The following is an 11,478-nucleotide window of genomic DNA, read 5'->3' on the forward strand; positions in this document are numbered from 1 at the left end:
CGTCGCCGGTTGGGATTGAAAGGGCAAACCCAAGCATTGCATGCCGGTCACCCCGAAAAGCCGCAGCCCTCTAGGACTCCTGCATGGACATCAACACATTAGCCGAACACGTCTACAAACGCCTTGCCGAACGAGAGGAAAAGCTTGCGCTAGCGGAAAGCTGCACTGGCGGCTTGATCGCGGCCACGCTCGCGACGATCCCCGGCGTTTCGGCCTACTTGGCCGGATCGATGGTCGTTTACCAAGAAGCTTCCAAGCGTAGCTGGCTCGGCGTTGCCGAAGACACGCTGGCCGAGCATACCGCGGTCAGCGCTCCGGTTGCACACCAAATGGTTACCGGCGTGATGCAGCGAACACCGCATGCCGATATTGCCGCATCCATCACCGGACACTTAGGCCCTAACGCCCCCGAAGGTTTCGACGGGCTTGCCTACATCGGACTTTGCCGCCGAGGCGACGCCCCAAAAATCGTCCAGATCGAACTGGCAAAACCCAAGCGTGTTGCGCGACAACGCGAGGCAGCAATGCGGGTCCTGGAATTGCTGCTGGAGTTGTAATTTTCGATCACCTCGCCAGCATATCTGAACCGATCATCAAAGTTCGACAGGCTGTTTCGGGGTCCAAGCCGTCCTGACGTCTCCAAAAGCCCTTACGCAAAATGCAAAAAAAGGCAAATTGGCGTTGACGGTAAGGGAGTGTGGACGCATATTCTTCGCTCCCCGGCAGGCCAGCTGTTTGTGTTTGCTTGGGAAGTGGGAGAATTTGCCGCCGAGGCGTTTCCTCGGGCCCGGTGATTTTGCTAAAACCACCCGACCTTTTAACAAGGCTCGTGACCATATGGGTAAGAAATCAAAGCGGTATCGCGCCGCGCTCGCTAAACAACCATCCGCACTGTTGCCTCTTGACGAAGCCGTCAAGACGCTGAAGACGTATGACTCGACTAAGTTTGACCAAACTGTCGAAGTCCACATGCGTCTGGGTGTCGATCCTAACCAGGCCGATCAGATCGTCCGTGGTTCGCTGGTACTTCCGCACGGGATCGGCAAGCAACAACGCGTCGTCGTCTTTGCCAAAGGCGATGCAGCTAAAGCTGCTGAAGAGGCAGGTGCTGACGAAGTCGGCCAAGAAGACCTCGCCAAGAAGATCAAAGACGGCTGGACAGATTTTGATGTCTGTATCGCTGCTCCCGACATGATGGGGCTGGTCGGTCCACTCGGACGTGTCCTTGGTCCTCGTGGCTTGATGCCCAGCCCACGTGCTGGAACCGTCACCCCGGACGTCGCCAAGGTCGTCTCGGAGTACAAAGCGGGTAAAGTCGAATTCCGTAATGACAAGGGCGGTAACGTCCACGCAATGGTCGGCAAGATGAGCTTCGAAGATTCGAAGTTGGTCGACAACATCAATGCGTTCATAAAGTTTGTCGACAGCCTGAAGCCTCAGACCGTTAAAGGCACCTACCTCAAAGGTGTTGCGATCTGTGGAACAATGAGTCCCAGTGTGCGTGTGACTTGTTAGTCGATCTGTCTCCGCTTTCCTTGTATCCGTGAATCGATTCGATGAGTAAGTACGTCAAAGACCTCGTGACCCGCGACATCAAGCGGCGATTGGATGGCGTGGAAGACGCCGTCCTGGTCAGCTGCGTGGGGATGGACGCGAACACGACGAACGAACTACGCGGTGAGTTGGCCGAAAAGAACATCACGATGTTTGTCGTGAAAAAGGCTCTCGCCCGCCGCGCCGCCGAGGGAACCAACTTGGCCCCCGCCTTTGAAGGCGCTAGCGGCTCTATTGCCGTTTGCTTTGGCGGCGAAGACTTTGTCTCGCTGGTCAAAGAAGTTGTCCGCTTGGACAAAGACGAAACAAAGTACGCCAAGTTCGTCGCCGAAGGCGGCGTGATGGATGGCGAACGTTTGGATGCCGACGGCGTGAAAGCCGTTAGCAAATGGCCTAGCCGTGAAGAACAAATTGCGACCCTCGTCGGCCAAATCCTTGGCCCAGGAGCGACGTTGTCCGCCGCCATGCTGGGTCCTGGAAAGATGCTCAACAGCCAGCTGAAGAAAATCAGCGAAGGCGAAGGCGACGAGTAGTTCGCCAATACCGAACCCTAACGTTTACCTACAACCGATTATTCGTTTAACAAGGGAAACCTGTCATGAGTGAAGAAGGTGCAGCTGTTGCTGAATACAGCGACGATACCAAATCGATGGGCGATAAGATCGCCGAACTGACCCTGAAACAAGCCAAAGAACTGAGCGACTACCTGAAAGACGTTCACGGCATCGAGCCAGCTGCTGGCGGAGCTGTGATGGTCGCAGGCGGACCGGCTGGCGACGCTGCTGAAGCAGAAGTCGAAAAGACCGAGTTCGATGTCGTCCTGACCGGCTTCGGCGACAAAAAGCTGAACGTCGTCAAGGTCGTCAAGAACCTGACCGGCGCTTCGCTGATGGAAGCCAAAAAGATGGTCGAAGGCGTTCCTGCGACCCTCAAAGAAGCTGCTCCAAAGGAAGAAGCCGAAAAAATCAAAGCCGAGATCGAAGAGGCAGGTGGTTCAGTCGAACTCAAGTAGTTCGAACTACCACCCCGCTCGATCGCTCGAATTCCCGATCGGTTGTACACTCAAGAACCCTGTTTGGCATCGTTGCCAGACAGGGTTTTTGTTTGCGCGCTGGGAATGACGGAGCCAGACCGATCCGAATCGGTCGGATCCGAATCGGTCGGATCCGTCAGATCGGTCCAATGCGTCGGAAACACCCAACCAAACTAGACCGAAATCACACGCTCGACCTTCGGTTCGCCGTAGTCTGCACCTGCGGTGTACACCACCAAATTCTCACGCACTTTTGCAACACCGCAGCTATGGGTGTGCCCGCAGTACACGCGCACTTGAGCGTCTGGCCGCTCTTCGGCGAAGCTCCGCAGCACTTCACCAATGTGACCACACACAAAAAACGGCGCCCAATCATCATCTGTCGTCTGACCGTTGTACCAACAAGCCTCACGAAACGGGGGAACGTGGGTTGCGACGTGAACCACCTCCGCAGACGGTGGTATTGAGCGGAGCTTCGATTCCAAACGCGATGCGGAATCCCCACCAAGCTCACTTAGCTTTGCGCGCCAGTTCACCGGGTCAATCTTGTAGAAGTCTTCGATCAGCGCGAAGTCATTCAGCCTGACCGGCGAATTGTCATAATCACCCACCGTCGCATCGCCCCAGCCATCATCGCCGACGAGATAGCAATTGCGAGTTATCTCCAGCGGTGCGCTATCAGTCAAATAGACCAAACTCGGCTGGTTCCGAGTCATTGACGTTACCATCCGGCGCGTCGCAGCAACCGATGAACCATAGTAGTCGTGGTTGCCCAGAACAAAGTAAATCGGAAGGTTAAACTCTTCAGCGATCCGGCTGAGCTGAAAATACACGTCTTCAGCTTCGGAAAGGTCTCCAGTGATCAACAACCCTGACAGTTCGCTGCGCTGGTGCATCGCCACCCATCGATCCCAGGCAGCGAAATTTGCATGGTTAAGATGAATATCGGATGACCACGCCAACTGCACCGACGCCGCCGGACCGACAGCACTTTGGCCTCGCCCGGTAAACACTGTAGGTGGATTGGTCATAAGCAGTACGACTTGCTGCGAAGCTAAATTGCTTTTCGCGGAGGTGCGGCAGAACCGGGTTCCGACCGCAAGACGGCAGGAGCCCCTTGGAAACCAAAGTTATAAGAAGAAGTGCTATCGAGCGGCAAGCGAGCCGAAACGGACAGCGGACGGTTTCCAATTGAACCGCAAGCACAGGCTTCGCGGTTGATATCTGGCGGAGCGAGAATCGCTCCGCCAGGAAAGTTGAAAATGCTTATCTAGCAGCAGCGGCGATTACTTGGCAGCAGCGGCGAGCGCGTCTGCCTTATCGGTTGCTTCCCAGGTGAAGGTATCGCCTTCGCGGCCAAAGTGACCACCCGAAGTCGTTGCCTTGAACACTGGTCGGCGAAGCTTCAGGTGCTCGATGATGCCAGCTGGCGAAAGCGGGAAGTGCTCACGCACCAATTCGCAGAGTTTTTCGTCCGCAACAGTCCCGGTGCCTTCGGTATCAACGTGAACACTGACGGGGTCGCTGACGCCAATTGCGTAGGCCAACTGAACTTCGCAGCGTTCGGCAAGTCCGGCTGCAACGATGTTCTTGGCAACGTATCGAGCCATGTAAGCAGCACTGCGGTCAACCTTTGTTGGATCCTTGCCGCTGAACGCACCACCGCCGTGGCGGCCCCAACCGCCGTAGGTGTCGACGATAATTTTTCGTCCGGTCAGGCCGCAGTCACCATGAGGCCCGCCGACCACAAACTTCCCGGTGGGGTTGATGTGGTACTTGATGTCGCCTTTGTCCAGCTCGGCAGGCAACGAAGGCTTGATGACTTCGTCGATGATGAATTTTTGGATGTCTTCGTTGCTAACATCGGGATCGTGCTGAGCACTGACCACAACGGTATCAATTCGGACAGGCTTGTTGCCGACGTATTCGACAGTGACCTGGCTTTTGTTATCCGGACGCAACCAAGAGACTTCTTTGTTGAAGCGAGCTTCGGTGATGCGGTTGATGATGCGGTGCGATAGCGCGATCGGCAACGGCATCAACTCAGGGGTGTCTTTACATGCGTAACCGAACATCAACCCTTGGTCGCCAGCGCCGATGTCTTTTCCGCTGCCGCTATCGGAGTCAACACCCTGGGCGATGTCAGGGCTTTGTGTGTCAAGGGTCACCATGACGGCACAGGTGTCGCCACAAATCCCCATCTGATCATCGGTGTAGCCGACTTCATTGATGGTTTGGCGGACGATATCGGCGTAATTGACCTTCGCTTCGGTCGAGATTTCACCAGCGATGATCGCGACGCCCGTGGTCACCATCGTTTCGCAAGCGACCCGGCTCATCGGATCCTGTTCGAACAAGGCGTCGAGAATGGCGTCAGAAATCCGGTCAGCGAGCTTATCAGGGTGCCCCATGCTGACAGATTCGCTGGTAAACAGAAAACGAGCTTCGCTCACAATGTGACTCCGGGATAGGGGCATAACGATCGGCTACAGACCCCCGAATGGAGTCTCATTAGCCAGAGGGACAATGTGACAGACAAAGAGTTTGGCAGGAAGTGCCACACGCTTGGCAATCACAATCACCGCGTATTTTCGCGGCCCAGTCTTGATTCGCGGCCCAATGGTTTTTTCGCAGCCCAATGGTTGACGTTACAATGGGACATTCAAACGACATAACCTAATTTCAAACGTCATTCCTGAGAACCACATCAGACTGATCTCCGGTTGGTTTTCCAGCCGAATATTTTCCGGGCAATACCTTCGTTGGAGCGGGAATCGCTGACGAAATGACTGCGGATGGAAAGACGAGTTTTCGGTACTGTTAAATCCACCTGTCGGTGTTCAAAAACGGTTGCTTTCCGACTGGGCCGATCGATAAACACTGGCCTCATCCATAGACAAACAGTCGCTAACTGCTTCATTATCGTCCGATAGAGAATTCACGCTCCGTGTCGCAGAAATCCGTGTCGCAGAAAAAAGTCATTCGAGCGCCAAATGAAGCGGCGATTAAAAACGCCGAAATACCCGAGGTTCGCACTCGCTCGACACCGCCGATGCTGCTTTCGCTGGGACTACATTTAGTAGCGCTCGTTGCCATCTTCATGACCATTCAATCGGTCCCCAAAGGTTCCGGCGATGCACCGGATCGCCCGATCGGAATCGCAATGGTGCATCGATTACCCGACCGCGATACTTATCAAGAAGTTCAACCGACCCCGGATTCGAAAACCGATCAGGATGCGTCAACCACTGCAGCAGCGGCCGCTGCTGCAGCACCACCGGCTGACCTCAGTCCGCCGATCGACTTGACCGGAATATTGTCGGCAATGGAATCCACTCCGGCCCCACTAAGTGGCTCTGGAATCGCCGGTGACACGCAACTCGATGGCGATTCGGTTGGTGAGGGATCTGGATCGAAACCCATCGGAAAGCTGGGAACCGAAACGACCGCAAAAGTCTTCGGTGTCTCCGGAACCGGCTCACGATTCGTCTATGTGTTTGACCGAAGCGACAGTATGAATGGCTATGGTGGTCGGCCACTTCAACGTGCCAAGACCGAACTGATCCGCAGTTTGAAATCGCTTTCAGAACACCAAAAATTTCAAATCATCTTTTACAACGAGAACGTCAAACCTTTCCAACCTTCGGGGATGGCGCTGACCATGGTCGAAGGCACCGAAAGCAACATCGAACGAGCAGAACGCTACGTCAACTCCATTCGTGCGTTCGGTGGAACGAAGCACAAAGGCGCCCTGTTGATGGCGCTGCGACTATCTCCGGATGTGATCTTTTTTCTTACCGATGCACACATCCCGAGGCTTTCCAAGTTAGAGATGTTGACGATTGCCGATCGAGCGCAGCGATCCGGAACAACGATCCACACCATCGAATTCGGCAACAAACCCGCTCCCGATCCTGGAACGTTTCTTCGTGAACTTGCGGAGATGAACGAAGGGCAATACCAATACGTTGATGTCAATCAATTTCAACAGTCATTGCCAAACCAGTAGTACCAGACAAGTCGTACCGCCTTGAATGATTCGCCAATCAATGTCTCTGCACACAATGGCCTCCCAAATGGGAATGCTGGTTGCCTTACTTGCGATACCAGTGAATGCCCAACACCGGATCCAGCTCGAACCGAGTAAACCGACGAGCGATTCCGCAGATCGAGCAACCTGGTTTCCAAAACCGCTTCAAACTTATAGCGGCACCATCGATCAGATTGACGAGCGACAGATCTCGATCCTCGTCAGCGGACAATCCGTTCCAGAACGATTCGCCATTGAACGCCTGATCCATGCTGAACTCACCAGCGTTCCTGAAAGTCAAAAAACGGCGATCGATGCGTTCAAGGAAAAGCGTTTTACCGAATCGCTGACGGGACTGATTGAATGTGTCAGCCAACCCGACCCCGACCAACGACCTCCGGTTTGGCGTCAGCAATGGCTTTCGATGTTGGCATCGCAAGCGGCCATGCGAAGCGGGCGAGGCGAGATCGCACTCGAACTCGTCAAACAACTTGATGCGCGCCCCATGCCTTCCTTTGTTATGGGGTTGCTGCCAGTTGATTGGAATGGGAGCACCGATCCAAACCTATTCGACTCGGCGACCAAGATGGCCGCATCGGAATCGCTCGCTGTGAAACTTGTCGCGGCAAGCTGGCTATTGCGATCTCCCAAATATCGACCGGCTGCCGAAGTCGCCCTGGCAAGACTGGCCAAGCAGAACGAACATCCCGCCGTGGCAATGATTGCGTCTCAGTTGCTTTGGCAATCCAAGTCTCCTACTGAAATTCGTGATGAGTGGAGCAATTGGAAATCGCAATGGGAAAAACTTCCGATGGCGTTACAGGCCGGACCGTTGATTTCGATGTTGGTAACGGCAAAGCGGCTCGGCATGTCCGATGAAGCCAAAGAGCTGGAACTGTGCCTCCGGCATTCGGCTCCGACTTGGCATCCGGACCTACCCTAGCGAGGTTTCGCGGCCACGTATTTTGGACCGCAACTTTTTCCGAGAATCATTTGAGGGATCCTGCAGCCTGTTCCGCAGGTCTGGGTGTCAGGCAAACAAGCCGCTGAAAACACCAACCGCACCCTCAGCCACTCGGAAGACATGATGATCCTCACCACCAAAACCAAAGTCGCTTTTCTCTTCACCCTCTTGGCAACCGGCTTTATCGCTTCGAATGCCTCCGCTCAATCCGCCGGTTCCTGGGTGGATGTCGGTCGCGGACGGGTCGGAGCGGGGTCAAACGCCAAAGGCTTACTGCAATTCGGAAAGAGCCGCAGCAGCAGTAAAAACGGTGTCGACTTCGGACACGGATTCGCTGTAGGGGCAGGCCCCAACGGAATCGCACTAAGCAACTCAGTTGGCGTCGGCGGAGGACCGCTTGGGGCAGCCCACAATGTCCAACTCAACATCGGTCGCGGTGGAGCCCACATCAGCCATGGCGGTGTCGTGACTCAGGGCGGAAACCGCCGTGTGATCAGTGGCGGACAGACCGGAACCACTTCGAACGGCAGGGTCTTCGGCGGCAGCAGCTCGACCGGATTTGGAAACCGCACCAACACGTATTCCAAGAGTCGGACGGTGAACTTTCAAAAGCCTTCAGGTCAAAACTTCTACAACCGTAACATTCGACGTTTCCGACGCTAAGCCTGACTCAATTCATTTGCGACGTCGGCTTCAACAACCGATCGACACGATGCCTCCGGTGCGAACACACCAGGAGGCATTTTTCGTTTTCGAGCGGTGCCTTGCTCGAGATTCCAACGGCACCACAGAAAAGAAAACTTTCAGAAAGCTTTAAGGGGTCTACCTGCCAACAACGCAAGTGTTTGTGAAAGCGGTTGGAACACACCGCAACACACTTGCCAGTAAACGACCTACTTTTTCAAATCGAAGGAACCTTGACGATGAAACGCTTCACAAAATTGTTCGCCGCAGCAGCTCTCTTGACCGCAATGACAACCGCCACCAACGTCGATGCTCAGGTGACTTCCTCAAGCTACTCGACCGGCGGAACCGCAATCTCGAGCGCTTACGGCCGCGGCAACACTCGACTGCATTCGGGTGCAATGGCAACCGGTGGCGGTTACGCCCGATCGACCATGACCGGTGACGGACGCAACGGCGGATTCGCCAGCGGACGCAGTGCCGCGATCTCACACGGTGGTGTCGCGATCAGTCGTGGCAACTCGTCGGCAAACGGCTGGGGAGCCCGATCACATTCCACTTCCGTAGCCCGAACCGTTGGTGGATTCAGCCGAAGCGACAGCAACGCAATCGCAAACGGCAACTGGGCGAACGCCCGATCGAACGCCCAAACCCGCACCTGGGGAACCTATGGACGTTCCTCATCCGAAGCAATCGATGACCGAGGCTATTCCAACGGCTACGTTCCAAACAACGGGTCAAGCTACAGCAGCGGCTACAGTGGAGGAACCATTTCATCGATGATCCAACGATCCACGCCGCGCTCGACCGTCATTCGCGGACGCATCATGCGACGCCGATAGTCACCCCTTCATCCATTCGCCGGACACGCTCGATATTTTCGGGCGTGTCTAACTTCAATCACCCACCGAACCTATTGAGCATCCCCATGAACGAACACGAACCTCAAACGATCGATTTGCTCGTTAGCGAACAACGCGCCGGTCGGATCGGTCGACGCAGCTTCTTACGTGCCGCCGTTGTCGCAGGACTAACCTCTGCGGCGGCCTATCAATTGCTTGGTGAAGCAAACGCACAACAGCCGCGAATGACGACGATGGCACTTGGTGAAGAAGGCAACCCGCCGTTGGATCCCAAGCCAGGTGACCCCAAATCGAAAGACGATTTGGGCACCCCCAAACGCTTGCCGACCACCGAACGCGGCGGTGAAGAGTCCAAACCGACAACACTGGCTGTCGGTGAAGAATCGCGTCCGTCGCCGCCTTATCCGACGACGATGGCAGTCGGTGAAGAATCGCCCAGCATCCAACCACCAAGTGTCACAACCCGTGCATGGGGCGAAGAACAGTCTTGCACAAAGCCTCCCCAATACAAAACACCCGGCAAAGCGACAACGCTTGCTTTCGGTGAAGAATCACAGGGGACTCCGCCTGCACAGGTGACAACGCGAGCCATCGGCGAGGAATCGACGCGGCGTTCTGTCCCTGATACGAGTCGCTGGCTTCAACGAAGCAGCCCTTGGAAAGGCTTTCGTCGCTGGTAATCGCCAATTCACTCTCGTTTATTCCTTTGCAAGAGGCTGCCAGACATGGATGCCGATCGATGCCCGTTGCTAATTGTCGGTGGCGAAAGCGATCCGAACACATGCCGTATCGTTGACCAAGCCCATCTCAGAAACATCGACTATCTGTTTTGGGATACCGACCTCGAACATGCTCGGCAAATCGCTTGGGATTTCGAACGCCCCATCATTGATCTAGGCGATCGATCGATTCAACCAGAGGCAGTCTACTTGCGATTCAACGTCTTTGCTGGGGAACCGACGGTCAACCATGCCGCTTTCGAACTATGCGAATCTTTCGTCCAAGCGTGGCCATCGATTCGGTGGCTGAACCGTTCGAGCGCAGGCGACTCGAACAATAAATCTCGCAACTTACGACTCGCTCAACAGATCGGCTTCGTGATTCCAAACACGACCGTGATCGGAGACACAACTCCGCTGGCTAGCCATCCGGATCCGGACGCAACGATCATCAAGCCACTTTCCGGTGGTGACCATGCCATGGCAGTCCGTTCGATCCAATATGCCCCCGAACGTTTGGCTCAATTGCCACCACAGTTCGTTCAAGAAAAACTCGATGGTGAAAACCTTCGTGTCTTTAGCATCGGCGGAATATTGACGGCGTTTCATCTAGAAACCAACGCCGTTGACTATCGTACTGACGAAGCTGTCACCGTTCACCAAGTGGATGTGCCGATCGAACTTCGTGATCCGATCACGCGTTTCATTGAACAGGTGGGCTTTGACTATTGTGCACTCGATTTCCGCTGCCGCCGCGGCTTCGATGAACCAGTATTCCTAGAAGTCAATTCTTTCCCGATGTTTGTCGCATTCGATGACGCCAGCGAGAACAAACTTGCCGACCAGATCCTCGGCTTCTTGGTCCGCTAACAAGATCGCTACTGGTCAGCGGTAACTTATCGCGTTGCCAGTCCCATCCGTTATCATTTGCTCGATCCCTTGTCACGAAACGCCCTTATTCGCGACGCATCAGACACAACGCTCCAAGAACCGGAATTGCAGAAATGAATCAGCCTTCACCTGATGTATCGATGCTACTGCGTGAACTAGGCAGCGGCAACGAGTCTGTAAAAGAACAACTTTTCCAACAACTGCAATCCGAGTTGCGACAGATGGCGTCGGCATTGATGCGGCGTGAGCGAGCCGATCACACATTGCAGGCGACGGCGCTTGTTAACGAAGCCTGTGTTCGCTTGCTCGATTCCAATGCCATCGGCAACGCGACCGACCGCCGGTACTTCTTCGCCGCTGCGAATCGTGCGATGCGTCAGATCCTGATTGATCACGCGAGAAAACGCAGTGCCGTTAAACGCGGTGGTGAGTACGAACGTGGATCACTTGATGTCGTCCTGGACAACTTTGAAACCAGCAACGGCTGCCGATTTGAAGATCTCAATTCGGCACTCGATTCACTTGAACAAGAATCACCGCGTCAACGTGAAGTCGTCGAGCTGAGATTCTTTTCAGGACTATCGATCCCAGAGACCGCCGAGGTGCTTGAAGTCAGCGAAGGAACAGTCGAACGCGACTGGCGTTTAGCGCGAGCGAAGTTGTATCAATTTTTGAAAGACTAGATCGTCTCTTCACGGACGTATAATCCTGCTAACGCAAACAAGCTACAGTCGACCAGC

The 11,478-nt window shown here is 54.8% G+C and carries 13 protein-coding genes; 11 read left to right on the top strand and 2 right to left on the bottom strand.

Annotation, left to right across the window (positions count from 1 at the left end; all coding sequences use genetic code 11):
- Nucleotides 1-83: 83 nt before the first annotated feature.
- From LOC67_RS26425 to rplL, 4 genes are all read left to right on the top strand, one after another.
- Nucleotides 84-557, top strand: a complete 474-nt coding sequence (locus LOC67_RS26425) for a CinA family protein (RefSeq protein WP_230265856.1) — start codon at nucleotides 84-86, stop codon at nucleotides 555-557.
- A gap of 280 nt (nucleotides 558-837) precedes the next feature.
- Nucleotides 838-1,515, top strand: coding sequence for a 50S ribosomal protein L1 (gene rplA / locus LOC67_RS26430; RefSeq protein ID WP_230265857.1), 678 nt, complete (start codon nucleotides 838-840; stop codon nucleotides 1,513-1,515).
- A gap of 41 nt (nucleotides 1,516-1,556) precedes the next feature.
- Complete coding sequence (gene rplJ / locus LOC67_RS26435) at nucleotides 1,557-2,087, top strand: 50S ribosomal protein L10 (RefSeq protein ID WP_230265858.1); 531 nt, start codon at nucleotides 1,557-1,559, stop codon at nucleotides 2,085-2,087.
- A gap of 65 nt (nucleotides 2,088-2,152) precedes the next feature.
- Entirely contained in the window at nucleotides 2,153-2,566 is a 414-nt protein-coding gene (gene rplL / locus LOC67_RS26440; RefSeq protein ID WP_230265859.1) for a 50S ribosomal protein L7/L12, read from the top strand.
- Nucleotides 2,567-2,760: 194 nt separating this feature from the next.
- Here rplL and LOC67_RS26445 read toward each other — a convergent pair whose 3' ends face one another.
- Both LOC67_RS26445 and metK read right to left on the bottom strand, forming a co-directional pair.
- Nucleotides 2,761-3,618 (bottom strand): metallophosphoesterase family protein, encoded by an 858-nt coding sequence (locus LOC67_RS26445; protein WP_230265860.1) that lies wholly within the window; start codon nucleotides 3,616-3,618, stop codon nucleotides 2,761-2,763.
- 255 nt (nucleotides 3,619-3,873) lie between these two features.
- Nucleotides 3,874-4,998, bottom strand: a complete 1,125-nt coding sequence (gene metK / locus LOC67_RS26450; RefSeq protein ID WP_410001183.1) for a methionine adenosyltransferase — start codon at nucleotides 4,996-4,998, stop codon at nucleotides 3,874-3,876.
- 551 nt (nucleotides 4,999-5,549) lie between these two features.
- On the opposite strand from metK, the gene LOC67_RS26455 reads away from it, so the two are divergent.
- The 7 genes from LOC67_RS26455 (at nucleotide 5,550) to LOC67_RS26485 (ending at nucleotide 11,421) form a co-directional block, all read left to right on the top strand.
- Entirely contained in the window at nucleotides 5,550-6,596 is a 1,047-nt protein-coding gene (locus LOC67_RS26455) for a VWA domain-containing protein (RefSeq protein ID WP_230265862.1), read from the top strand.
- 40 nt (nucleotides 6,597-6,636) lie between these two features.
- Nucleotides 6,637-7,560: a hypothetical protein gene (locus LOC67_RS26460; protein WP_230265863.1), complete on the top strand. Its 924-nt coding sequence runs from the start codon at nucleotides 6,637-6,639 to the stop codon at nucleotides 7,558-7,560.
- A 141-nt stretch (nucleotides 7,561-7,701) separates the two neighbouring features.
- Nucleotides 7,702-8,244, top strand: coding sequence for a hypothetical protein (locus LOC67_RS26465; protein WP_230265864.1), 543 nt, complete (start codon nucleotides 7,702-7,704; stop codon nucleotides 8,242-8,244).
- Between the two features lie 260 nt (nucleotides 8,245-8,504).
- Nucleotides 8,505-9,107, top strand: a complete 603-nt coding sequence (locus LOC67_RS26470) for a hypothetical protein (RefSeq protein ID WP_230265865.1) — start codon at nucleotides 8,505-8,507, stop codon at nucleotides 9,105-9,107.
- An 86-nt stretch (nucleotides 9,108-9,193) separates the two neighbouring features.
- Nucleotides 9,194-9,808: a hypothetical protein gene (locus LOC67_RS26475; RefSeq protein WP_230265866.1), complete on the top strand. Its 615-nt coding sequence runs from the start codon at nucleotides 9,194-9,196 to the stop codon at nucleotides 9,806-9,808.
- 45 nt (nucleotides 9,809-9,853) lie between these two features.
- A complete protein-coding gene (locus LOC67_RS26480) occupies nucleotides 9,854-10,717 on the top strand; it encodes a RimK family alpha-L-glutamate ligase (RefSeq protein WP_230265867.1) in 864 nt (287 codons plus the stop codon).
- Between the two features lie 134 nt (nucleotides 10,718-10,851).
- Nucleotides 10,852-11,421: a sigma-70 family RNA polymerase sigma factor gene (locus LOC67_RS26485; RefSeq protein ID WP_230265868.1), complete on the top strand. Its 570-nt coding sequence runs from the start codon at nucleotides 10,852-10,854 to the stop codon at nucleotides 11,419-11,421.
- The last annotated feature ends 57 nt before the right edge of the window (nucleotides 11,422-11,478 follow it).

It is taken from the genome of Stieleria sp. JC731 (genome assembly GCF_020966635.1).
GTDB lineage: Bacteria > Planctomycetota > Planctomycetia > Pirellulales > Pirellulaceae > Stieleria.

What these genes read in the sequence shown, in the direction of transcription:
- rplA (WP_230265857.1), top strand. Translation starts at nt 838, where the DNA reads ATGGGTAAGAAATCAAAGCGGTATCGCGCCGCGCTCGCTAAACAACCA.
- LOC67_RS26465 (WP_230265864.1), top strand. Translation starts at nt 7,702, where the DNA reads ATGATGATCCTCACCACCAAAACCAAAGTCGCTTTTCTCTTCACCCTC.
- LOC67_RS26425 (WP_230265856.1), top strand. Translation starts at nt 84, where the DNA reads ATGGACATCAACACATTAGCCGAACACGTCTACAAACGCCTTGCCGAA.
- LOC67_RS26475 (WP_230265866.1), top strand. Translation starts at nt 9,194, where the DNA reads ATGAACGAACACGAACCTCAAACGATCGATTTGCTCGTTAGCGAACAA.
- LOC67_RS26480 (WP_230265867.1), top strand. Translation starts at nt 9,854, where the DNA reads ATGGATGCCGATCGATGCCCGTTGCTAATTGTCGGTGGCGAAAGCGAT.
- rplJ (WP_230265858.1), top strand. Translation starts at nt 1,557, where the DNA reads ATGAGTAAGTACGTCAAAGACCTCGTGACCCGCGACATCAAGCGGCGA.
- LOC67_RS26460 (WP_230265863.1), top strand. Translation starts at nt 6,637, where the DNA reads ATGTCTCTGCACACAATGGCCTCCCAAATGGGAATGCTGGTTGCCTTA.
- LOC67_RS26485 (WP_230265868.1), top strand. Translation starts at nt 10,852, where the DNA reads ATGAATCAGCCTTCACCTGATGTATCGATGCTACTGCGTGAACTAGGC.
- metK (WP_410001183.1), bottom strand. Translation starts at nt 4,998, where the DNA reads ATGGGGCACCCTGATAAGCTCGCTGACCGGATTTCTGACGCCATTCTC.
- rplL (WP_230265859.1), top strand. Translation starts at nt 2,153, where the DNA reads ATGAGTGAAGAAGGTGCAGCTGTTGCTGAATACAGCGACGATACCAAA.
- LOC67_RS26470 (WP_230265865.1), top strand. Translation starts at nt 8,505, where the DNA reads ATGAAACGCTTCACAAAATTGTTCGCCGCAGCAGCTCTCTTGACCGCA.
- LOC67_RS26445 (WP_230265860.1), bottom strand. Translation starts at nt 3,618, where the DNA reads ATGACCAATCCACCTACAGTGTTTACCGGGCGAGGCCAAAGTGCTGTC.